This window comes from Chitinophaga sp. Cy-1792 (assembly GCF_011752935.1).
GTDB lineage: Bacteria > Bacteroidota > Bacteroidia > Chitinophagales > Chitinophagaceae > Chitinophaga.
Genome location: NZ_VWWO01000001.1, coordinates 716,881 through 741,591, shown reverse-complemented (window position 1 = coordinate 741,591; position 24,711 = coordinate 716,881). Strand labels below are relative to the sequence as shown.

General features: G+C 44.3%; 21 protein-coding genes. 14 read left to right on the top strand and 7 right to left on the bottom strand.

The features are described 5' to 3' along the window. The first annotated feature begins 1 nt into the window (after position 1). Positions 2–2,881, top strand: coding sequence for an outer membrane beta-barrel protein (locus F3J22_RS03075; RefSeq protein WP_167014175.1), 2,880 nt, complete (start codon positions 2–4; stop codon positions 2,879–2,881). Positions 2,882–3,036: 155 nt separating this feature from the next. After that, positions 3,037–4,797 (top strand): carboxypeptidase-like regulatory domain-containing protein, encoded by a 1,761-nt coding sequence (locus F3J22_RS03070; protein ID WP_167014173.1) that lies wholly within the window; start codon positions 3,037–3,039, stop codon positions 4,795–4,797. Positions 4,798–4,855: 58 nt separating this feature from the next. Here the strand turns inward: F3J22_RS03070 and F3J22_RS03065 are convergent, their stop codons facing one another. Then, positions 4,856–5,155, bottom strand: coding sequence for a hypothetical protein (locus F3J22_RS03065; protein WP_167014171.1), 300 nt, complete (start codon positions 5,153–5,155; stop codon positions 4,856–4,858). A gap of 216 nt (positions 5,156–5,371) precedes the next feature. On the opposite strand from F3J22_RS03065, the gene F3J22_RS03060 reads away from it, so the two are divergent. After that, positions 5,372–6,238, top strand: coding sequence for a hydroxypyruvate isomerase family protein (locus F3J22_RS03060; RefSeq protein WP_240154991.1), 867 nt, complete (start codon positions 5,372–5,374; stop codon positions 6,236–6,238). Between the two features lie 134 nt (positions 6,239–6,372). Then, the gene (locus F3J22_RS03055; RefSeq protein WP_167014166.1) at positions 6,373–7,842 is read left to right on the top strand and encodes an amino acid permease; all 1,470 of its coding nucleotides are present in this window, start codon (positions 6,373–6,375) and stop codon (positions 7,840–7,842) included. Here the strand turns inward: F3J22_RS03055 and F3J22_RS03050 are convergent. The 3 genes from F3J22_RS03050 to mqnC form a co-directional block, all read right to left on the bottom strand. Continuing rightward, positions 7,839–8,381: a GNAT family N-acetyltransferase gene (locus F3J22_RS03050; protein ID WP_167014164.1), complete on the bottom strand. Its 543-nt coding sequence runs from the start codon at positions 8,379–8,381 to the stop codon at positions 7,839–7,841. The two genes, F3J22_RS03055 and F3J22_RS03050, sit on opposite strands and share 4 nt — an antisense overlap. A gap of 81 nt (positions 8,382–8,462) precedes the next feature. Continuing rightward, positions 8,463–9,101 (bottom strand): hypothetical protein, encoded by a 639-nt coding sequence (locus F3J22_RS03045; protein ID WP_167014163.1) that lies wholly within the window; start codon positions 9,099–9,101, stop codon positions 8,463–8,465. A gap of 200 nt (positions 9,102–9,301) precedes the next feature. Beyond that, positions 9,302–10,426, bottom strand: coding sequence for a cyclic dehypoxanthinyl futalosine synthase (gene mqnC, locus F3J22_RS03040; protein WP_167014161.1), 1,125 nt, complete (start codon positions 10,424–10,426; stop codon positions 9,302–9,304). Positions 10,427–10,599: 173 nt separating this feature from the next. On the opposite strand from mqnC, the gene F3J22_RS03035 reads away from it, so the two are divergent. The 6 genes from F3J22_RS03035 (at position 10,600) to F3J22_RS03010 (ending at position 16,327) form a co-directional block, all read left to right on the top strand. Continuing rightward, entirely contained in the window at positions 10,600–11,853 is a 1,254-nt protein-coding gene (locus F3J22_RS03035) for an aspartyl protease family protein (protein WP_167014159.1), read from the top strand. A gap of 13 nt (positions 11,854–11,866) precedes the next feature. After that, entirely contained in the window at positions 11,867–12,784 is a 918-nt protein-coding gene (locus F3J22_RS03030) for a retropepsin-like aspartic protease (protein ID WP_167014157.1), read from the top strand. A gap of 61 nt (positions 12,785–12,845) precedes the next feature. After that, positions 12,846–14,084, top strand: coding sequence for a pitrilysin family protein (locus tag F3J22_RS03025; protein WP_167014155.1), 1,239 nt, complete (start codon positions 12,846–12,848; stop codon positions 14,082–14,084). 44 nt (positions 14,085–14,128) lie between these two features. Further along, on the top strand, positions 14,129–15,409 hold the full coding sequence (locus F3J22_RS03020) for a pitrilysin family protein (RefSeq protein WP_240154990.1): 1,281 nt from the start codon (positions 14,129–14,131) through the stop codon (positions 15,407–15,409). A gap of 12 nt (positions 15,410–15,421) precedes the next feature. Then, positions 15,422–15,817, top strand: coding sequence for a lysozyme inhibitor LprI family protein (locus F3J22_RS03015; RefSeq protein WP_167014151.1), 396 nt, complete (start codon positions 15,422–15,424; stop codon positions 15,815–15,817). 99 nt (positions 15,818–15,916) lie between these two features. Beyond that, positions 15,917–16,327 (top strand): lysozyme inhibitor LprI family protein, encoded by a 411-nt coding sequence (locus F3J22_RS03010; RefSeq protein WP_167014149.1) that lies wholly within the window; start codon positions 15,917–15,919, stop codon positions 16,325–16,327. A 50-nt stretch (positions 16,328–16,377) separates the two neighbouring features. Here F3J22_RS03010 and F3J22_RS03005 read toward each other — a convergent pair whose 3' ends face one another. Further along, positions 16,378–17,517, bottom strand: coding sequence for a formimidoylglutamase (locus tag F3J22_RS03005; protein WP_167014147.1), 1,140 nt, complete (start codon positions 17,515–17,517; stop codon positions 16,378–16,380). Between the two features lie 116 nt (positions 17,518–17,633). Then, positions 17,634–17,882, bottom strand: a complete 249-nt coding sequence (locus F3J22_RS03000) for a hypothetical protein (RefSeq protein WP_167014145.1) — start codon at positions 17,880–17,882, stop codon at positions 17,634–17,636. A 338-nt stretch (positions 17,883–18,220) separates the two neighbouring features. On the opposite strand from F3J22_RS03000, the gene F3J22_RS02995 reads away from it, so the two are divergent. Continuing rightward, positions 18,221–19,315, top strand: a complete 1,095-nt coding sequence (locus tag F3J22_RS02995) for a glycosyltransferase (protein WP_167014143.1) — start codon at positions 18,221–18,223, stop codon at positions 19,313–19,315. A 136-nt stretch (positions 19,316–19,451) separates the two neighbouring features. Here the strand turns inward: F3J22_RS02995 and F3J22_RS02990 are convergent, their stop codons facing one another. Next, positions 19,452–19,781 (bottom strand): arsenate reductase family protein, encoded by a 330-nt coding sequence (locus F3J22_RS02990; protein ID WP_167014141.1) that lies wholly within the window; start codon positions 19,779–19,781, stop codon positions 19,452–19,454. A gap of 112 nt (positions 19,782–19,893) precedes the next feature. Here F3J22_RS02990 and polA point away from each other — a divergent pair, with 112 nt between their 5' ends. From polA to F3J22_RS02975, 3 genes are all read left to right on the top strand, one after another. Next, positions 19,894–22,719, top strand: a complete 2,826-nt coding sequence (gene polA, locus F3J22_RS02985; RefSeq protein WP_167014139.1) for a DNA polymerase I — start codon at positions 19,894–19,896, stop codon at positions 22,717–22,719. A gap of 145 nt (positions 22,720–22,864) precedes the next feature. Continuing rightward, positions 22,865–23,410, top strand: coding sequence for a GNAT family N-acetyltransferase (locus tag F3J22_RS02980; protein WP_167014137.1), 546 nt, complete (start codon positions 22,865–22,867; stop codon positions 23,408–23,410). Between the two features lie 121 nt (positions 23,411–23,531). Then, on the top strand, positions 23,532–24,677 hold the full coding sequence (locus F3J22_RS02975; RefSeq protein WP_167014135.1) for an aminopeptidase C: 1,146 nt from the start codon (positions 23,532–23,534) through the stop codon (positions 24,675–24,677). Positions 24,678–24,711: the final 34 nt, after the last annotated feature.

Genomic DNA, 24,711 nt, shown 5'->3' with positions numbered 1-24,711 from the left:
TATGAAGATAATTATGCAAATCCTGTTGATACTGAGCCTTGGCATATTTCAAGCCCAGGCCCAGTCTTCACAGGGCAAGATCAAAGGACAACTGACCGACCAGACAACCAAAGAAGCACTCCCCGCTGCAACTGTAGTATTACTACACTCCAAAGATTCCTCTGTTGCCAATACTGCTATCAGTGACAACAAAGGAAATTTTGAAATCAGCGGCATCGCTGATGGCTCTTATAGAATATACCTCAGCTTTATGGGGTATAAAGCCGTATACAAACCTGTAACCATCAACGCAGACAACAGAACGATCAACCTCGGAAACCTCGCTATGGAACACAAAGGCGTAGATCTCGCCGGCGTGGAAATTGTTCAGGAAAAACCTCCTATCGTTGTAAAAAAAGATACGCTGGAGTTTAATGCAGATGCATTTAAAACCCGTGAAAACAGTGTTGTTGAAGACCTTCTTAAAAAATTGCCTGGCGTCGTTGTAGACAAAGACGGTGGCATCACCGCACAGGGACAAACCGTAAATAAAGTACTCGTTAATGGTAAACCATTTTTTGGCAGCGACCCTAAAATGGCCACCAGAAACCTTCCTGCTAATATTATTGATAAGGTTCAGCTGATAGATAAAAAATCTGATCAGGCCGAATTTACACAGATAGATGATGGACAAACAGAAAAAGCCATCAATATCGTTATCAAAAAAGATAAAAATAAAGGCCTCTTCGGACGCGGTACTGCCGGCTATGGTACCGACGACAGATATGGCGTCAGCTTTAATCTTAACAGATTTAACGATGACCAGAAAATTTCCCTGGTTGGTAACGCCAATAACGTTAATAACCTCGGCTTCTCCGCCCAGAACCAGATGAGTTTTGGCCGTGGCGGAGGAGGTGGAGGTGGCGGCGGTAGCCGTCGTGGTTTCGCGAGTGGCGGCGCCACTACTGTAAACCCTGGTATCACTACCAGCTCCATGGCAGGTTTTAACTACATGCAAACTTTTAACAAAAAGCTGGACTTCAGTGGTAGTTATTTATTTAACGACAACAAAGTCAATATTTTACAAAATACTACTCAACAAAATATTCAGGCAAACTATTCTAACTATCAGTATACTAATTCAGCATCTAGTACTGATAACCTGAACCATCGCGTGAATATGCGTTTCGAATACCAGCTGGATTCTCTCCACTCATTCATATTTACACCTACTTATAGTCTCACCAACGCTAACAGTAACTCCGTTAACGCCTATACGACGCTAGGCAACAACAACAAGGATACTATTAACCGCGGTGTTACCTATAACGACGGTCATGGTAATTCTGCCAACTATGGTGGAAACCTCCTGTTCCGCAAACGCTTCAATAAGAAAGGTCGCTCACTCAGCTTAAACCTCTCTTATAATAACAGCACCAATAACCAGGTAGGAACGGTGATATCAAATACCATGTTTCTGAATGATAATGTCAGAAAAGATTCTTCCTATAACCAGGAAAATACAACTGACAGCTACAGCAAAAACCTCGGCGCCAACCTTACCTATTCAGAACCGCTCTCCAAAGACAGGTACCTGGAAGTAAACTACGGCATCACCAAATATCACAGCTATAGCGAACGCTATACCTATGATTACGACAGCGCCAAATTAGGCTATACCAAAAGGAACGACTCACTGAGTAATATATTCACCAATAATACCGTCAATCAGCAGGCAGGTATCGCCATCAGAACGGTGAAACTGAAATACGACTATGCTTTCGGGCTGAATGTATTGTTCAATAACCTGGACAACAACACTTTCGCCTACAGAACGCTGAAAGACAGCCTGATCACACAAAATACGGTGAACTTCTCGCCTAATGCGAATTTCAACTACATGTTCTCTAAAAACAAAAGACTGCGTATCAACTATAACGGTAACACCACACAGCCTACCATCCAACAGCTGCAACCCGTGCCGGACAATAGCGATGCGTTGTATATTCAGCAAGGGAACCCTAACCTGAAACCCGCATTCAACAACACTATCCAGGTGAACTATAATACGTTTAACATGAATACCTTCAGAGGTGCGTTTATCATGTTTACGTCTAACTTTGGTAGTAACAAAATTATCAATGCCATCAACTACGATTCTACCACCGGTAAAACCATCACCATGCCGGTAAACGTAAATGGCTACTATAGTTTCAGTGGTATGATGCACAATTCAATACCGCTGTCCAAAACACCCGGACAGAACCTGAATACCGCTACCAATATTTCGTATGGCCGTGATGTTTCTATCAACAATGCGTTGAAAAATTTCAGCACCAACATCGTGCTCGGCCAGGCTGCCAATGTCAGCTTTATGGTGAAAGACTGGCTGGATTTATCTGCCGGCGGTAATATTTCGTATAACATTACCCGTTATACCATCACTAAATCTTCGAATGGCAACTACCTGAACTACGGTGCTACCGGTGATGTGAACGTCACGCTGCCAAAAGGTTTCATGATCGGGTCAGATATCAATTATACCATGAACTCCGGACTGTCGAATGGTAATAACCTGACATCCACTTTATGGAATGCCAATGTTGCCAAATACGTATTCCCTAAACGTACGGGGTTGATTAAATTCCAGGCTTTTGACCTGTTGCACCAGTATGCGGCGGTGTCCAGAACCGTAACAGATAACTACATCAAAGACTCCCGTTCCAATGTGCTGCAGCAGTATTTTATGCTCAGCTTTACCTACTTCCTGAACCGTTTCGGTGGTCAGAGTCAGAACTCTAACCGCGATAAAATGCAAAGGGATATGGACAGGAACATGCGTATGTACCAAAACGGCGGTGGCCGTGGCGGTGGAGGAGGGTTCAGACCAGGAGGTTTCTGATTATAATATCACCTATAGGCGAACAGGCTGTCTCGAGAAGTTGAGGCAGCCTGTTTTGTTTTTAACAGATTGATTATCAATATATAATTATTTATTAAAATAGAAATTTAATGAGAAGTCTATAATTTTGAGACCAAATAATGTCCCCTCTACCTATGAGCAAATATTTAAAGATTGCTTTGTCTTGTTGTCTGTTCGCAATTGCAGCATGTAATAAAGAAGCTATCCCGGCAGATTATAAACCGACTCCATCTGGAACAGCCATTTCCTCCAAACAGATCAGCGCAGGCGTTCAGGGCATAGTGCTGGATGAAAAAAATCAGCCTGTATCCGGTGCTACAGTAAGCTGTGGCAATGGAACCGCCACCACTGATCAATATGGCGCTTTCCTTATTCCTAAAGCCGATATGAATGAAGCAGCGGCTGTAGCTACCGTTAAGAAAGACGGATATTTCAATGGTATCAGAACCTTCAGGGTTACCGGTACTGGAAAAATTCAGTTTGTACAGGTACAGCTGCTACCTAAAAAAATTGCCGGCACATTCGATGCTTCCAAAGGCGGTACTATCAATGCTTCCAATGCACAGTTTAATTTCGTATCCGGACAGGTTTTAGATGCAAATAACAAACCTTATACGGGTAAAGCCAGTCTGCTATATGCACCTATCAATCCGGAAGATGCCAGCTTTGCCAGCCAGCTACCTGGTGATCTGCGTGCCATCAACTCCAATAATGATGAAGTAGGTTTGAAATCCTATGGTATGATGGCCCTGGAATTACAGGGAGAAAACGGTGAAAAACTTCACCTCGACGGCAAACAGGATGTAAACTTCAAAATGACTATCCCGGCAGGTTTGCAAGCCAGCGCACCAGCCACCATTCCATTATGGCATTTTGATGAAGCAGATGGTTTGTGGAAAGAAGAAGGAGAAGCCAAAAAATCAGGTGATAGCTATGTTGGAACAGTAAAGCATTTTTCTTTCTGGAATTGTGATGCCTATTTTCCATTAGTAAATTTCAAAGCCACTTTCCAGGATGCTAAAGGTGCTCCTTTAGGCAATATGACGGTAACTTTAACACGTGCCGATGGTAACACCAGCTATGCATATACAGATGCAGGGGGAGTGGTAAATGGTGGTGTTCCCCTTAATGAATCCATGACGTTAAAGCTGTTAGATAAATGTAATACCGTCATATACTCGACTAAGGTAGGGCCATATGCCAAAGATGCGGATCTCGGTATTGTCTCCATTACTTTATCCGATCCTGGCACCATCACCATTAAAGGACAACTCACCACCTGCGATAATACACCCGTAAAAAATGGTGCGGTTAGTATGCAACTTCAAGGACTTACTTATCTGGCAACGGTAAAAAATGGAACTTATCAGGTAACTGCTATCCGTTGCAATAGTAACCTGGCAGATGCAACCATCACTGCAGCTGATTTAGATGCAGACAAATCAGCCTCACAAACAATACAAGTTACAACAGGAGCGATCACCCAGGATCTTCAGGCATGTGATAAGCCCGCTTTTGGACAGATTTCTATAACCATAGATGGAAACGCGTATAGTCTTAATAGCATTACAGACACTTTAGTGATGCGCCAATATAATGCTACGGAATATTCTTTTTATGGTGGTTTAAGAACTAGTGGAGGCAGAACGATCGCCTGGTACCTGGATGATTTGAGCATTGGTACCCGTACGCCAACTGACTTATACATATACATAGGCAATACCTATTATGGGGCATCTCCAAATGTTCAGATAACTGTTACCCAAACAGGTAACAAGGGAGAATATATCATGGGTACCATATCTGGTACGGTTACCCAACCCGCAGATAGTACAGCAGGAATACCAAGTAAAGCAGTACCTATCTCTGGAAATTTCAGAATGTTAAGGGAATAATAACTTTTTCCTAAAAATACCAACGGCCAGCTAAGATCCTTAGTTGGCCGTTGGTATTTTAGCTATTTCGTACTGGCGAAACCATGCGTTTGGATTGAGGCGCCGTAATTCTGCGTATCGCCCAGGCGATGGTAAATGAAGGAATGAAGTCTGTACCTGGAAACAGCTCTTCCATCAGATTAAAAACACTACCAAAAGAACCAAGGGGACCACCAAAAAGGCGGTAAAAAATAATAGCAGATATGGGTGCCCAAACAATGTCGCTGACCTCACCTAAAACCGGGATTGCATAGCTGGCACAGCCCAGGAGATCCATTACAATGCAGATCCATAAGTTGGGAGTATATTTTTTGTCCATTTCAACCTCCGCTTTTAATCTTTCTCTTACTTAAACAAATAACCTACCAAAAAGGAAAAAGGTTCTTTGCAAAGGTACTTCAAACCACAAAATCTACCACTCAGCAATATTTTTCTGCCACTGCAATTGCAATGCTATTGCAATTCAAATCTATTTCTTTTAACTTGAACCGTATTTTAAACGCTTATTATGCCTCAGAAAAACTCACGCCGCGATATGATAAAGAAAGTTGCTACTATGGCAGTGGCTTCTAGCGCCATATCTTCACTGGCTCAAAGAGTATCTGCCCACGAAAACGTTATGGAAGAAAAACTGAAAGGTAAAATCAACCACTCCGTTTGCGCCTGGTGCTATCCAATTCCATTGGATGATCTCTGCAAAGCCGCTAATAAAATAGGGATTACCTCTATCGACCTGGTTGATCCGAAGGATTTCGATATCCTGAAGAAAAATAACCTGTATTGCGCCATGGTGGCAAGTAATGGCCCTGAATGGGGTATTACCAAAGGGTTCAATAACCCCGCCCACCACGAGAAACTGGAGGCATATTTCAAACAATATATCGACGCTACCGCCAAAGCTGGCTTCAAAAACCTGATCTGCTTCTCCGGAAACCGCAACGGTATGGACGACCAGCAAGGTATTGAAAACTGCACCAAAGGCCTGAAACGTATTCTCAGCTACGCAGAGAAGAAAAATGTTACCCTGGTAATGGAACTGCTGAACAGTAAAGTGGATCACCACGATTACCAGTGCGACCACACAAACTGGGGCGTAGAGCTTTGTAAATCAGTAGGTTCTGAAAATTTCAAACTGCTCTACGATATCTACCACATGCAAATAATGGAAGGGGACGTAATCCGCACCCTCAGAGATAATCATCAGTACATCGCGCATTACCATACCGGCGGCGTTCCTGGCAGAAATGAAATCGATGAAACACAGGAACTCTTTTATCCTGCTATCATGAAGGCCATCTACGAAACCGGATTCAAAGGTTATGTAGCACAGGAATTTATCCCTAAACACACGGATAAACTGGCCTCCCTGAATACTGCCGTACATATCTGCGATATCTCCTGATCATCATCTAACTAAATATCAATTACATCCGTTCGAACTTACTGTACGAACGGATGTTTTATTTTGATACTAAATACCTCCACCTTACCTTTGCCGCCTATTAGTCCACAAAAACAGTAGGATAATATAAATAGATGAAACAATATTATAAAAAGCCGCTGGCCTGGCTGCTCCAGGAGTCAACAGATGAAGGAACACATTCCTTAAAGCGCACGCTCAACGGGTTTCAGCTGGTAATGCTGGGCCTGGGAATCATTATCGGCGCCGGGCTATTTTCGCTTACAGGACTTGCAGCGGCTAATCATGCCGGACCTGCGGTAACATTATCATTCGTGGTAGCGGCGGTAGGTTGTGCCTTTGCAGGCCTCTGCTATGCTGAATTTGCTTCCATGATTCCTGTTGCCGGCAGTGCCTATACCTATGCGTATACCACCATGGGAGAGCTGTTTGCCTGGATCATCGGATGGGACCTGGTGCTGGAGTTCTCTGTAGGCGCGGCTACTGTGGCCATCAGCTGGTCTAACTACCTCGTTAAATTTCTGGCCAACTACAATATATACCTGCCGGAACGCTGGCTGCATTCTCCTTTCGAAACCTTCACCGCTCAGAATGGCGCACAGATCAGTGGAATTATTAACCTGCCGGCAGCGCTGGTAGTGGTGATGATGTCCATGATTTTAATAAGAGGTACCAAAGGCTCTGCTATCTGGAATTCAGTGGTGGTTTCCCTGAAAGTAGGCGTGGTATTGGTGTTCATCGCGCTGGGATGGAAGTATATCCAGCCCGCCAATTTTACGCCTTATATACCGCCAAATACAGGCAAATTCGGGGAATTTGGCATCTCCGGGATCTTCCGTGGCGCCGGTATTGTATTCTTTGTTTTTCTTGGCTTCGACATTATCAGTACAGCGGCCCAGGAAACAAAAAATCCGCGCAAAAACATGCCTATAGGCATTCTCGGCTCACTGGCCATCTGTACGGTATTATTTATTCTGTTTGCACACGTAATGACAGGCCTGGCGCCTTATACCGCGTTTAAAGACAGTGGTGCGCCAGTGGCGATAGCCATTGCCAATACACCGTATCACTGGCTCGGACAGGCGATCCTGCTGGCTATCATTGTCGGCTATACATCTGTAATCCTGGTGGATCTGCTGGGACAATCACGCGTATTCTATGCGATGTCGAAAGACGGTTTGTTACCAAAGATTTTTTCAGATATCCACCCGCGCTTCCGCACGCCGTGGAAATCCAATATACTGTTTTGTGTATTCATAGGTCTTTTTGCGGCCCTCGTACCATTAAGAGTAGTAGGAGAGATGACCAGCATAGGCACCCTGCTGGCGTTTGTAATCGTTTGTGCCGGCGTATGGATTATGCGATATACCATGCCTGATGCCCCTCGTGCATTCCGCACGCCATGGGTACCGGTAGTACCAATTCTGGGTATCATTTCCTGCCTGGCCATGATGGTATCGTTGCCGCTGGACACCTGGTTGCGACTGATCATATGGATGGCGATCGGGATGGTTATTTACTACGGTTATGGTAAGAAGAACAGCCGTGTCAGGGCTGTTACAGCTGGAAAGCACCAACAGCCTTAGTGGTGCCAGTCTTCACGAAGAATGCCCATTACGACCATATCTACAAACTGGCCGTGCAATTTAGCGCTGTCGCGCAGAATTCCTTCTTTGGAAAAGCCTAGTCTGATAGGGATTCTGCCGCTTTTTTCATTCTGCATGACAAATCGTATCTCGATTTTATTTAGTTTAAGTTTTGTGAAAGCGAAGCTGATGAGGGCTTTGGCAGCCGCAGTAGCTATGCCTTTTCCCTGGAAGGCGGCACCTAACCAGTAGCCGATTTCGGCCTTCTGTATCTGGTGTTCCCAGTTGTGGAGATCGATAACGCCACAGCAATCATTTTCATACCAGATACCTAAAGCAAGGGCTTCCTGTTCTTCTGTTTTGCGTGTCATCATTTCGATGAAGCGGAGCGAATGTTCTTCGTTGGTGTTATAATCGACCCAGGGGAGAAATTTGCGAAGATATTTCCGGGAGATATCCAGCTGATGATATATCAAAGGTGCATCCTGTGGCTGCAGCTGTCTAAGGAACAATTTTTCATTAACCGGAATCTCTATCATAGCAGGAATAAAAAGGATTAAACATACAAAAAAAGCGGGAACACATTGAAATGTTCCCGCTTTTTTCATTTAAATGATTGCTTATCTGTTGGCCAGCAGCTGTTGTCTGGCCATGTCCTTTACTACCTGTTGTGCATAAAGCACCGCCATTCTTTCGGTAGTAGGAGGATCGAAAGATTTTGACTGAACGGAGTAGGTCAGCTGACCACTCTGCAGGTCATAGAGGTTTCCTTCCCATTGGTATTTGGTATTGATAGTAAAGTATCCTGGCTGGTACATTCTTCCATACCACATGGAGTAATATGGCCAGAATCCATAATAGCCGTAAGGATATGGGCCACCATATACGGTACCCGGAACATATTCCCTTTCTCTGCCTTTATCTACCATTACTATTGTTAATACCTGGTTAGCGCCACTGCTTCTCAGCATATTTACTACCTGTTTTTCACCCATATTGGCAAATCCGTTCGGGCCATATTCCTGCAATGCAGAAACAGCATTATATCCTTTCTTTCTGAACTCAGCAACAGTATAGTTTTCCATCTGGCTGCGTAATGTGCGGTCTTTTTGAGGGACTAGTGCAATTACCATTACCTTCTGGTCTTTTTGCAGTTGAGGAGCACTGTTTGCTCTCCATGAAGAAGTAACCTTTGTGCTTGTACATGCCGTCGTTGCAAGAATTGCCAGTGCGGCTACTATTAAACCCAGCTTTTTCATATTCCCTCCTTTATTTTAGTTCGTTAATTATTAGACGTAGAAAGAGGCAAATTGTAACATCTGAGGGGCCGTTTTAACATTTTTTTCAGACTTGTTAATGAACTGTAAATGAACAGATTAGATTAAGATTAATTAAAATAAAAAAGCAGGCTTTCCGTTATGGAAAGCCTGCTTTTTTATATCTGTAAAAAATATGTTTGTTAGTAGTTGATAACCTGCTCTTCAATTGATTCCGGCAGTTCTCTGAACTGGTACAGCTGTGTGCGCAGCTGTGGTTCAAATCCTGCTTCACGGATAGCTTCCTGCATAGAGCGGTAAGTAAATCGGTGAGGAGCACCTGCAGCGCTTACTACGTTTTCTTCGATCATGATAGAACCGAAGTCATTAGCACCTGCGTGGAGGCATATCTGCGCAACCTGTTTACCAACGGTCAGCCAGGAAGCCTGGATATTTTTGATATTCGGCAGCATGATACGACTCATGGCGATCATACGGATATATTCTTCGCTGGATGTCATGTTGTGTACACCGCGGATACGTGCCAGCAGGGTATCTACATCCTGGAATGTCCATGGAATGAAGGCGGTGAAGCCATAGTGTCCTTCTGGTTTTTCGCTCTGTACCTGACGGATATCTACCAGGTGTTCGAAGCGTTCCAGCACGGTTTCTACGTGACCGAACATCATGGTTGCGGAAGAAGCGATATTCAGCTTATGAGCTGCGCGCATCACATCCAACCATTCCTGTGCACCACATTTACCTTTGGAGATAAGGCGGCGTACGCGATCGTTGAGGATTTCTGCGCCGGCACCCGGAAGACTGTCCATACCTGCTTCCTGCAGGGCTTTCAGCACTTCAATATGGGTACTTTTCTCCAGTTTGGTGATATGAGCAACCTCAGGGGGCCCGAGGGTATGTAAACGCAGGGTAGGGTAGAGTTGTTTCAGTTGTTTGAACAGGTCTACATAAAAGCTGAGGCCCAGTTCAGGGTGGTGGCCACCTTGCAGTAACAGCTGATCTCCGCCATATTTCAGCGTTTCCTCGATTTTGCGTTTATACTCATCGATGCCGGTAATATAAGCTTCCGCATGTCCTGGTATGCGGTAGAAGTTACAAAACTTACAATTGGCAGTACACACGTTGGTCGTGTTCACATTCCTGTCTATCTGCCAGGTAACCTTGCCATGTGGCACCTGCTGCTTACGCAGCTCATTGGCAATCTGCATCAGCTCTGCCAGCGGTGCATTTTCAAATAAGAATACTCCTTCTTCTGCAGTCAGAAATTCAAATTGTTGCGCCTTTTTGTATAATTCCTGTAGTTCCATTGTGCTTTCCTTAAAAGTTGACGGCTTAACTGAAACAAAGGTAGTGTAATTGGATATATTATGAGATGAATAAGTTAATTCTACGATATCTGTCTTTCTTAATAAAAATATTTTATACGAACCGTTTTAAATGTTAAATTTATAGATATACGACACCGTTATTTATCCCCAACATGTTAAGACCGTTTCTGTTACGTATTTTGCTGTTATTAGGAACAGCCTTTACTTGCCAGCATATATCCGCAACCACGTTAAATGCTGACGATCTACGCCTCCTATTGCCACGAAGCGACAGCAGCTCCCGCAATGCCCAGCTGATAACCCGATTTAAATTCAAGCAGTATTATGGTGGAGTAGTGGTTATCCAGGCACAACTGAAAGGATACCCGGATACATTACAGTTTATCCTTGATACCGGCAGCGCCGGCATTTCATTGGATACCGCCACCTGTGTACATCTCGGCCTCAAGCCTGTACCCACTGATAAAACAGTAAAAGGACTGGCTGGCACCAAACTAGTGTCGTTCGTGATGAACAAATCACTGCTGCTCCCGAACCTGGAGGTAGACAGTCTTAATTTCCATGTGAACGACTATGAACTGATCAGCCAGGTATATGGCCTTCAGATTGATGGTATCATCGGGTATGGACTACTTAGCCGCTATATCGTTACGGTGGATTATGATACTGAAGAAATCGGCATCTATTCACAAGGTAAATTTGCCTATCCACGGGGCGGCCAGCTCCTGAAGCCTTCTCTGACACAGATACCACTGGTGGCTTCTCCCGTGAAAAACGGCAAATGCAATACCAGCAATCGTTTTTACTTTGATACCGGCGCCGGAATGTGCCTGCTGCTGTCTAACCAGTTCGTTAATGACAGCTGTCTCTTTAAAGAGAAAAAGAAAAAAAAGAAAATGATCCAGACCGAGGCCCAGGGCCTCGGTGGCAGAATGACGATGAACCTTACCACCATCTCTGAGTTCAAAGTAGGGAACTTCGCTTTCCGTAACGTTCCTACCTATCTCTTCGATGACATTTATAACGTTACCGCCTATCCTTACCTGGGAGGCATGATCGGCAATGATCTGCTGCGCCGGTTCAATCTCACGCTCAATTATGGCACCAAAGAGATTTATCTGCTCCCCAATACCCACTACAGGGATATTTTTGATTACTCCTATACTGGACTGATCATGTACCTTATAGACGGACAGGTGGAAGTAACGGATGTCATCAAGGATTCTCCGGCCGAAAAAGCAGGTTTTAAAAAAGGCGATATTATCATCTCTGTAAATAACAATATGGGTGCAAACCTTCCACTGTTCAGGGAATTACTTAAAAGCATCGGCTCCAGGGCTGTTATCATCATCAAAAGGGATAATGACCTGGCCATAAAAAAATTGCCAATAAAAAGTATTCTTTAACGTTATTTGTGGCATGTGGCGACTTATCCGGATATTAGTATTAGCCGCTGCCTGTCAGACTGTTAGCGCACAGCGAAAACACACAGCGGAAACCAAAAGCGATAAAATATTAGCAACAATTCCTTTTACCCTGGTCAACAACCAGGTGGTCATTCCTGTTACTGTGTCGGGCGGCAACGATACCCTGCACTTTATCTTCGACAGCGGGGCAGAAGTAACGGTGATGAATATACGTACTGCTGAAAAACTGAAATTAAACAGTAACAGACAGGATTTTATGAGTGGCATGAATAATGCCATGACCCGTGTACCAGTAGTAACAATCAATGCACTATATATAAGGGAAATAAGAATGCCCTTTCTGACGGCTTACCTGGAAGACCTGACTGACATGGGAAATGAGGGCACAGCGATAGATGGTATTATTGGCGTAAGTCTGATGAAAGCCTATATTATCAAGGTAGATTATAAAAACAGGCAACTGACATTCTACCAGAATGGCAATACACCGGTCAACACCGCCGGCCAGTTGCTGCATTTTCAACTAAATTATACAACCCCCGTAGTGGATGCTACTATCAAGTTGCCCAATGGCAACACACTACTGGGACATTATCATGTGATTACCGGCGGCGAGTATGGCGTGCTTTTCAACTGGCCATACGTGGAAAAATACAAGCTAAACACGCTGCTGCCCACTATTAACACCGATAAAATACAGGACATGCTGAAAGTACTGTATTATATCAACAGTAAAATTCCACAACTCCAGATGGCAGGAAAGGTGATGAACAATGTTCCTGTCAGCTATTGTAAAGATGTGGACGATATTGGCGCATTCATAGAAATCGCCGGCGCTTTTGGCTATGATGTATGGAAACATTACACACTTACGCTCAACTACGCCAAGCAGGAACTATTTATTGAGTAGTATAGTACGCTCACCTATCAGGAAATATCTTTACTTTGTATACACAACTATCAATTGGCTTATGATTCATTATAATAAATTTACTTTATCGAATGGACTGCGTGTCATTGTGCATGAGGACCATACCACTCCCATGGCTGTTCTGAATGTGCTGTATGATGTGGGGGCAAGGGATGAAAACCCGGCACAGACAGGTTTCGCCCATCTATTTGAACACCTGATGTTTGGTGGATCTGTCAATATTCCAGAATATGATGAACCATTACAGATGGCGGGCGGTGAGAACAACGCCTATACCACCAGCGATCTGACCAACTACTATATCACTTTACCCGCTGAAAATATTGAAACTGCTTTCTGGCTGGAAAGCGACCGTATGCTGTCGCTCGCCTTCAGCGAGAAAAGCCTGGACGTTCAACGCAAAGTGGTTTCCGAGGAATTCAAGGAACACTACATCAACAAGCCCTATGGCGACGTATGGCATAAAATGCGTGAACTGGCCTATTCCACACACCCTTATCGCTGGATGACCATCGGTAAAGAGCTTTCTCATATTGAGAATGCTACACTCGGGGATGTGAAAGCCTTCTTCTTTAAGCATTATTGTCCGGTAAATGCGATCCTTTCCGTTGGTGGAAATATTACCACAGAACAGGTGAAAACCCTTGCCGAGAAATGGTTTGGCGATATTCCTTCCGGTGAAAAGTATGTAAGAATTCTGCCGGTAGAACCTCCGCAGGCGGAACCACATAAGCTGGAAATAAAAGCGAATGTGCCGCTGGATGCATTGTACAAAACCTACCATATCCAACCACGTGCAGACAAGCGCTATTACACAGCAGATCTTATCAGCGATATCCTTGGTGGTGGCGGTTCTTCCCGCCTGAACCAGGTACTGGTGAAAGAGAAAAAACTGTTCAGCAATATCGAGTGCTATCATTTTGGTAGTCTGGATGCCGGCCTGTTAAGCATAGAAGGTAAGCTGGTAAAAGGTGTGAAGATGAAAGACGCGGAAAAGGCAGTACAGATAGAACTCGATAAAATCCAATCAGAGATCATTCCTGAAAGAGAACTGCAAAAGGTTAAAAACCGCATCGAGAGCATGCTGGCATTTGAAGATATGAGCTTGCTCAACAGGGCCAATAATCTTGCTTTCTATGAATTACTGGGAGATGCTTCCATGATGAACAGAGAGTTTGCCAATTACGAAGCTGTAACCACAGAAGATATTCACCGCGAAGCACAGATTATCTTCAACGAAAATAACTCCAACACTATTTACTATTACGCTGAAAACTAATACAGCATTCGCTTTTATTAGTAAATGGCTAAAAATATTTGATGATGAACAGAAGTATTCCTCCTGCTATTAAAGATGCTGTTGAGTTTGATCTGAGTTTAAAACCTTATGAGAAATTCACGTTAGACAACGGCATTCCGGTATACGTTGTAAAATCTGATGAGCAGGAAACCCTGCAACTGGAAATGGTATTTCCTGCCGGTACCTGGTACGAAAATCAGAGCATGCTGGCACTGGCTACCAACTTCCTGATGAAAAATGGTACCAGCAAGCATTCTGCACTTGAAATAAATGAGAGCATCGAATACTATGGTGCTTATCTCAACAGAAATACTTTCCACGAAAATGCAACCTATACCCTGCATTGCTTAACCAAGCACGTGGAAGAGCTGCTTCCCACGATGCAGGAAGTCATTTTAGACCCTGTTTTTCCGGAAGAAGAGCTGAACATCTATAAACAGAATCAGAAGCAAAGACTGGCTGTAAATCTCCAGAAATGCGATTTTGTAGCAAACAGGTATATCGACCAGTACCTCTTTGGTGAGTTCCACCCTTATGGCCGTGTGAGCACCATGATGGGCTATGATGCACTGCAAACCGAAGTACTGGAAGGCTTCTATAAAAAGCATTACACGTATAACAACTGCCGCATCTTTGTAGCCGGACATTTACCTGCCAATATGATTGATCTGCTGAATAAATATTTTGGCAGCACCAAATGGAACGGCGAATCTCAGTTACTCAAATTAGATCTGCCTATCCAACCGGCAGAAGAAAAGAAATTCCGCATCTTCAATGATGAAAACGGTGTTCAGGGCGCAGTTCGTGTAGCACGTCAGTTCCCTAACCGCTACCATCCGGATTTTCCAAAGATGCTGGTACTGAATACCATCTATGGTGGCTACTTCGGCTCCAGGCTGATGAGCAATATCCGTGAAGAAAAAGGATACACCTATGGCATTCACTCCCAGTTATACAATTTCAGACAGGTAAGTGCCATCAATATCCAGACAGAAGCGGGAAGAGATGTATGCGAAGCCACCATCACAGAGATTTATAAAGAGATGGAGAAATTGCAGCAGGAGATTGTTCCGCAGGAAGAACTGGACCTGGTGAAAAACTATATGATCGGTTCCATTCTCGGCGATCTGGATGGTGCATTCCAGATTATTCAACGCTGGAAAAACCTGATACTCAATGATCTCGACGAAAACTATTTCTATAACAATATCAATACCATCAAAACCATTTCAGCAGAAGAACTGCAACATCTTGCCAAACAATATTATAATCCTGCAGATTTCTACGAACTGGTGGTGATATAACCTGGCCGACATATGAAATATATCCTGATCGCTCTGCTGCTGATTACTGCCGCCAGCAAGGGTTTTGCACAAACGCAGGCAGAAATGAACCGTAAAGCCAATGAAGCTTACAAAGAAGCAGATAAGAAACTGAATGAAGTATACCAGCTGATTCAGAAAGATTATTCCGCCAACAAGAAGTTCATCGAAAACCTGAAGGCCGCACAAAGGCTGTGGATTGAATTCAGGGATGCACAGGTGCAGATGATGTTTCCTGAGCCTGCAAAGAGCTATGGCAGCATGTTTCCTGTTTGCAAAGCCAACTATCTCGCTGAGCTGACCACACAACGATTGGAGGCACTACGGCCATGGATAAACGGACTTGCCCCCGGCGAAACCTGCACAGGATCAATAGGAGCGAAGCAGTAAGGATTACCGTCTATATAAAAAATTCGTTAAGAGAGTCGTATTTATGAGTACGACTCTCTTATTTTTTTATCTTTACGGCAGACATACTAACATATCCCTATGCGAAAACTTTTACCTATCCTGGCCATATTTGGCTGCGTATCTGTGTATGCCCAGAAGCATGAAGACCCGCTGGAAGCAATTGAACACCGCTACCAGGAATGCCTTGCCAAAGGCAGCAATATGAACGGCTGCGCAAACGCTTATTATCAATCCGTAGACAGTACTTTAACTGTTACCCTTCAGTCTCTTTTGAATCAATTAAACGGCGCCGCACTGATTAGTCTGCAACAGGACCAATCCCTGTGGGAAGCCAAAAAAGATGTGTATTTCAAGAAGATGGACGAGCGCGTGGAAAAGCTGCACAAAAGCACCATGCAGGGACTTGATGACGATATGATTTCAACAGATAACAAAGCAGCTTTTTTAAAGTTGCGGGTAACTGAATTGTACAGGCAATACAACAGTTAAGAGCTGCGATAAAATTTAAAAGCTGCCTGTGGCAGCTTTTAAAAAATTTTTTAGAATCGCTCCTGATGGCGCAACCAACGTTCCGGTATCTCATTGTTGGATGCCAGTAGGTAGTCGTTATAGGCGCACGGAATGAATTCTTTGTCAGGCAGTTGCATCCACCAGCGGCCTGTTTTTTTACTTTTCAGGAATACGGTATCTATATCGGAGAAGGCGATATGAAACTCCCAGAAAGCGTCCCTGTTTTCGAGGTGGGCTTCTTTATTTTTTATAGCGCGGCCATCGAGGAAATACCAGATCATTTGCGCGATCTGGCGGGCGGTGATGTGGTCTTTATCTTTTTCTGCGCGATAGCCGTAAATGCCCATCGTGCTGAGTCTGCTACTCATGCCTGCGTAGCGGGTAAGGAGGCAGCCTTCTTCACCGCTGAATCCGTTAGGGGAGAGGTGGTTGGAAGGAGCATCTGTATGGCGGATGATATTGATATCGATACTAAACATATCGGAGTGCCTCAAAACAGGCTCAGCCTCGTCCATATTTTCGCGGATACGGCCCAGGCGGAAGCAATCGAAGCGGAGTTTGTCCAGCGTTTCTAACATACGTGGATGTACGAAATAGCTTTGAAATCCAAGATGGTTATAGTGTCGGAGGTAATTTGGCTGTTCGGTGAGCAGGTCCATGAGGAAGCGTTCGCTGCGTATATTGGAGTTTTCCTGGAGGTCGATGAGCGCATCGGCAACGGTTGCTTCAATAATCATTTGCTGGGACGCATATGCCTTATATTGTGCGTAGGTGAGGTCATGTGAGCCACCGAGGATGATAACGGTTTTATTGGCTGCTATCAGCTCACCAATAACTGTTTTCATGGCAGCATAGGCATCAGCCAGAAAGGCGCCGCTGCGGAGGTTGCCTACGTCAGCGAGGCGGATATCTCTGTGCCAGTGGTAAAGGCGGTAGAATTCGCGTCGGATTATATCCGGCCCCGTGGTGCCGGTACGGTTTGTTTCGCTGCCTCTTTCTTCGCCAACACCCAGCAGAATGATATCTGCGGCGTCGAGGTCGGGGATATGATTAGACTCATAAGCGTCTATCCCGCCACCAACCTGGAATTCGTCGTATTCCTGGTCGTCATGAAGAAATGCTTTTGAAATAGGATTCAGAAAATCCTGCAGGTGCGAAAAATCAGCCATCAGTTAATAGGATTTTAATGATGGCAAACGTACAACAAGAATTTTAAATTGGAATCAATGCAAAACACTAAAGTACTGGCAATTATGCTGCAGACAGCATAAATATGAGCTGACAACTAGTTCTTATGAATAATAAATTCAAACGGCTTGTGCGCCTTGCGTGAAATTGCTTTTTCCAGCACAGTTCTTTTACTGGTAACTTTACTCCTGTTGCAGTTGGCTACTTCGATCACAGAACACAGATAATCCATCGTCTCGATCAGTGACAGCATTTCGCTGATCTGTCTGACGGCAAACTGAATCTGCTGTTCTGTATACCTGTCTTCGTGTAACAGGATCAATAAATCTCTATCTGCCGGTTTCATGAAAAAAAATTGAATTTCCCCGAAAATATTGTTTGCTCAGGTGTTCATCGGATAACCCAAAGAAAGATAAGGTTAAATCTTTACTGAAGTCGTGAAATTGTGGGTTAGTGCATTCTTTTTTTGTTCATAGTGGGACATCCGCAATCATTTTTCTTAAATACCTTGCAACCTTCCATCGCCAAACTTCCACAAAGAAGAACAATTACTACCCATTTTATCTTATTCATACTGACGGTTATATACTTAATCTTGTTTAAAAAATCCTGTCTCAGAGTTTACCTTTTCTTAACAATGCTCTTTTGTAATTTAAGCTAAATTCGCAAAAAAAATTTAAATATTTGTCCACAATCCTCTCACCTAAAAAAATTCTTGTAGTACCGTTGGATTGGGGCCTTGGACATGCCACCAGGGACATCCCTCTGATCCATGAAATGCTAAACGCCGGATGCAAAGTTTTTATTGCAGCGGAGGGTAAACATGCCGCACTACTACAGCAGGAATTCCCGGATATCACCATCTTTCCGCTTCCCGGATATCGCATCCAGTATGCACAAAAGGGCAAATTCTTCGGATTAAAAATTATTCAGCAAATTCCCAAAATTTACAATAGGGTAAAATATGAGCAGCGCTGGCTGAAAAAAATCGTCGAAGAGCATGGTATTGATGCAGTTATATCTGACAACAGATTTGGATTATATCATAAATCCATACCTACTGTTTTCATCACCCACCAGTTACTTATTAAAACTCCTTTTGGTGGATGGATAGAACGCACGCTCCAAAAAATTAACTATTCTTTTATAAAAAAATATGGCGCCTGCTGGATACCTGATTTTGCCGGAGACAATAACCTTTCCGGAGAACTGGCACATCCTGCAACATTACCGCCTCATACCACCTACCTGGGCTGCCTGAGCCGATTTGAGCCAAAGGAAAATGTTCAGAAAAAATACGATCTGCTGGTATTGATTTCAGGTCCGGAACCACAACGTTCCAACCTGGAAAAAATGATCACCACACAGATCAAAGACCTGAATATCACTGCATTAATTGTGAGTGGCAAACCAGGCACGCCACAACAGGACCAAATAGCACCCGGCGTTACACAGGTAAACCATATGAATGCCGCTGAGCTCAATCAGGCGATACTGGCTTCAGATATGGTGCTTACCCGCAGTGGCTATACTACCCTGATGGATCTTGTAAAGCTGAACAAAAAAGCCATCCTGGTGCCTACCCCAGGGCAGTCTGAGCAGGTATACCTGGGAGAATATCTCATGGAAAAAGGGTATTTCTACTCTCTTCCACAGGAAAGTTTTCACCTGAAAACGGCGCTGGAAAATGCAGCTAAGTTCCAGTTCAAATCCTTCCAGCATGAGCAGGATATGAACCGCTACAAAGCGGTAGTACAGGATTTCGTTAAATCGCTTTAACCAAACAAAATATACTCATCGGCGGCCCCCCTAAGCTGCCGGCCAAAAAATAAGGCGAGACCTTCGGTCTCGCCTTATTTTTTGGTCTTCCCCCCGCCACTGGCGGGGGGAAGACCAAAAGCTATTCAAATGTTATTTAGATATTCTTAACATCTGCCCCAATAAAAATCTTCCCATTTTCAATCGCTACCGGACGTTTCAGGAAAGAATATTCTTCCAGAATCAGGTCATGATAGTCCTGCTCGCTCAGCTGCTTTTCATGTAACCCCATTGGGCGATATTTCTGAGAACGCCTGCTGAACAGGGCTTCATAACTGCCGGCCAGTTCTTTCATTTCTTTTAACTGTGCTTCGGTTATTTTCTCTTTTTTAATATCTTGTAATGTAAATCCACGCTGTACTGCCTGTGTTTCTTCCAGAATCTTCTTGCAGGTACCGCAGGTAGAAAGATGATATATCTTTTTCATATCAATTGATTTCAGATAACAAATGTAATTTTTCCCGGAAAAAACCATAAAAGGAATACTGAGAGGCATCCCTTAATTTTGTACATTCAAATTAATTCACGTAGGTTTAGCGATGCAAAAGAAACTATTTTTACTGGATGCTATGGCATTGATCTACAGGGCCTATTACGCCCTGATCAGAAATCCGCGCATGACCAGCACCGGGCGCAATACCAATGCGCAGTTCGGATTCACAACTACATTACTTGATCTCATAAATAAAGAAAAACCAACTCATATGGCCGTAGCGTTTGATACGCACGCGCCTACCGAACGTCATACCACTTTCACTGACTACAAAGCCAATCGCGAAGACGCCCCGGAAGACCTCCTGGACGCACTTCCCGATATCCGCCGTATCCTGCAGGGATTCAATATTCCCCTGCTCGAAGTAGACGGGTATGAGGCGGATGATGTGATCGGGACACTGGCCGGACAAGCCGCTGACGCGGGTTACACCGTATACATGGTGACGCCGGACAAAGACTACGGACAGCTGGTCCGTGACAACGTATTTATCTACAAACCTCCATACATGGGCAGCAAAGAGGAAATCATGGGCCCTAAGGAAGTATGTGAAAAATGGCAGATAAAAGACGTATCCCAGGTAATCGATATCCTCGGCCTGATGGGCGATGCAGTGGATAATATCCCCGGTATCGCAGGTGTAGGAGAAAAAACCGCCATGAAACTGCTGGCACAATACGATACCCTCGAAAATGTGCTGGAAAATGCCGACAAAATCGGCGGTAAAATGGGCGAGAAAATCAAGGCAGGCAAAGAAAATGCCTTACTCTCCAAACAATTGGCCACCATCATCCTCGATGTACCGGTGAGCTTCCATGAAGAAGATTTCTGCCTCAAAGACTATAACAAAGACGTCCTGGTGGACATCTTTACTGAACTGGAATTCAAGACTTTAGGCAAACGTATCCTCGGCGACACCTTTGCCAGCAGCGGCGCTGCTGCTGTGGAAGCACCTGCCAGACCAGGCGTGGTACAAGCCGATCTTTTCGGAAATACAACCGAAAGTGCTGCCCCCGCTGAAGAAATCAGCGAAGGTGGCGCCATCAACTTCCTCGCACCGGAAAAAAATATCAACAATACACCGCATAACTACGAACTGACAGACACACCCGAAAAACGTGCTGCACTGATCGCTGCACTCCTGCAACAAAAGGAAATCGCCTTTGATACCGAAACTACCGGCAAAGACCCTAATGAAGCAGATATCGTAGGTATGAGCTTCTCCTGGAAAAAAGGCGAAGCATTCTATGTACCGATGCCTGCCGCCAAAGACGCAGCCATCGCTATTATGAACGAATTCAAGCCGGTTTTTGACAATGAAAATATCACCTTCATTGGCCAGAACCTGAAGTATGATATGATCATACTGAAATGGCTTGGCTTCGAAATTAAAGGGCCGGTATTTGATACCATGCTGGCACATTACCTGGTGGAGCCGGAAGGCCGCCGTAGCATGGACTACCTGAGTGCGCAATACCTTGGCTATGAGCCGGTTTCCATTGAAACCCTCATCGGCAAAGGAAAAAACCAGCTCAGCATGCGCGATGTAGCAGTAGAAAGAGTAGCAGATTATGCCGCTGAAGATGCGGACGTAACCCTCCAGCTGAAAGAAGTATTTCAGCCGATGGTGCCCGAGAAAAAAGTAGATAAAGTATTTTATGAAGTGGAAAACCCACTGACCAAAGTACTTACTGATATGGAGTTTGAAGGCATTGCCATCGACACCAAAGCATTAGCAGATTACTCCAAGGAACTGGAAACAGAAATCAGAAGAGCGGAAGAAAGCGTATACGAACAAGCTGGCGTACGTTTCAAACTGGCTTCCCCTAAACAACTGGGAGAGGTGCTGTTTGAAAAACTACAACTGGACCCTAAAGCGAAAAAGACCCGCACCGGCCAGTACGCTACCGGCGAAGACGTGCTCCAGAAGCTCTCTTCCAAACATAAAATCGTGGAAGATATTCTCATCTTCCGCGAACTGAGCAAATTAAAATCTACCTACGTAGATGCATTACCGTTATTGCTCAACAAACGCACAAACAGAATTCATACTTCTTATAACCAGGCCGTGGCAGTGACCGGCCGACTGAGTTCCAATAATCCCAATCTGCAGAACATTCCTATCCGTACAGACAGAGGCCGCGAAATCCGCAAAGCCTTTATCCCGCGGAATGAGGAGTATGTATTGCTTTCTGCCGACTATTCCCAGATAGAACTGCGTATCATTGCTGCCATCAGTGGCGATGAACAGATGATCGCGGCCTTCAGAAGCGGAACCGACATCCACGCCGCCACAGCAGCAAAGGTTTATAACGTTCCTTTAGAAGAAGTAACTGCTGACATGCGACGTAATGCGAAAAGTGTGAACTTTGGCATTATCTACGGTGTCAGCGCCTTCGGATTATCTGAAAATCTGGGCATTGCACGTAGTGAAGCCAAAACACTTATCGACAACTATTTTACGCAATATCCTGCCATCAAGCAGTATATGGAAGACCAGGTAAAATCAGCACAGAAAAAAGGCTATGTGGAAACGAAACTGGGCCGTAAACGCTGGCTGAAAGATATCAATTCTTCCAACGCTGTTGTGAGAGGTTTCGCAGAACGAAACGCGATTAACATGCCTATACAGGGCACCGCTGCAGACATGATCAAACTGGCCATGATTTCAGTTCACAAAGCCTTTAAGGAACGTAACCTGAAATCCAGAATGATCCTCCAGGTACATGACGAATTGGTATTTGATGCCCATCGTTCTGAACTGGAAATCATCAAGCCTATCATCATTGAATGCATGAAAAATGCCTTACCGCTCGACGTTCCGGTAGAAGCCGAAATGGGCATCGGCAACAACTGGCTGGAGGCACACTAGTAGTAGACCTACTGTAGTAATAGCATATTTGTAATACGATCAGATGTTGACATGGTATATCACTATACCCATCTGATCGTATTACCTGACTTATTGAATCCCAAAAACCTGAAAGTTTAATTCCAAACTGTTACTCGTTACGAACATGATTTTGACAAAGCGCCTGCAATTAATGCCGTGCACCCTTCAACATTTCGAGTTGTTCTTACAAGGGGGTGATGCACTGGCTAATCAGTTAGGTATAACTATTTCCGAAAACTGGATCGAATATCCTGAAGTGATACTCGTTACCTACGATAAATTACGCAACGATCCATCTCTGCTGGGATGGTTCTTCTATATGGTCATTCACCGTGAAAACAGGGAACTGATAGGCGCCGGAGGCTTCAAAGGCCGCCCGGACAGCAACGGGGTCGTGGAAATTGCCTATGATATCAGCCCCGATTACCGCGAACAGGGCTATGGCACCGAAACCGCCAAAGCACTCATCAATTTTGCCTTTGGACACAATTATGTCACAAGTGTTATCGCCCATACCGAAGAAGAATATAACTCTTCGGTGAAAACATTACAGAAAGTCGGTATGTCTTTCGTGGGGGCTTTCACCAACAAAGAGAACGAAGAGCTATGGGAATGGCGCATTACGAGAGATGTTTTTGAGTCTCACCAGCAATATCAGCAACAGTATTAACACATTACAGTAGCATATATCTGTCAGGGCGATGCTCCGCTCATCAAACTTTTACCCGCCAGGAAAGGTGCTATACCTTATATTTGATCCTTTAATAACAAAATCTAGACTCACATACATCATGAAGAATTGGATGATGGGGGCTATTATGCTTTGCAGCACAGCAGCCTTCGCACAAACCGCCACCAACGTAGAGGGAAGTAAGCTTCAGTTTACCACTATTAAAAATATGGATGCTTACGATGTACAGAACCAGGGCCGTACCGGTACCTGTTGGTCTTTCTCCGGAATGTCCTTCCTTGAATCAGAACTGCTCCGCAACGGTAAAGGTAAAGACCTGAACCTCAGTGAAATGTACGTAGTGCGTAAAATGTACCCTTTAAAGGCTGTTAACTACGTACGTATGCATGGTAAAGCCAACTTCGGTGAAGGTGGTGGCTTCCCTGATGATATCCTCTGCTTACGTGAGTATGGTCTGGTTCCTCAAACGGTTTATGATGGCAACCGCCAGAAAACATACAACCACGCTGAAATGGAGACGCTCCTGGAAAGCATGGTGAAAGAACTGGGTAACTCCAATGGTGTTATCAACCCAACCTGGAAAAACGCTTTCGACGGCGTTCTGAATGCCTACATGGGCGATGCTCCTGCTAAATTTGACTATAACGGTAAATCATATACACCGCAGTCTTTCGCTAAAGAACTGGGCCTGAATGCTGATGACTATGTATTAATCACCAGCTTTACCCACCATCCATACAATTCTCAGTTCGTACTGGAAGTACCAGACAACTGGAACTGGGAAAAAGTATACAACGTGGATATGAACGATTTCACCAACATCGCTGAAAATGCACTGACCAACGGTTACACGATCGCATGGGCTGCTGACGTAAGCGAAAAAGGTTTCAACTTCAAAGAAGGCCTGGCTGTTGTTCCTGAAAAAGACTGGAATGATATGTCTGCAGATGAAAAGAAAAATGCTTTCCTCGAGCCTATCCAGGAAAAAAACATCACCGCTGAAGTACGTCAGAAAGCGTTCGATAACTTCGAAACACAGGACGATCACGGTATGCACATCGTAGGTCTGGTAAAAGATCAGAATGGTAAAAAATACTTCCGTGTGAAAAACTCATGGGGTACCGAAAACTTCGGTAAAGGTTATTTCTACGCTTCTGAACCTTACTTCCAGTACAAAACCACCAGCTACATGGTGAACAAAAAAGCTCTGCCTGCTGATATCGCTAAGAAACTCGGCATCAAATAAATCATTGCTTTAACGCATCAAAAAAGCCTTGTCT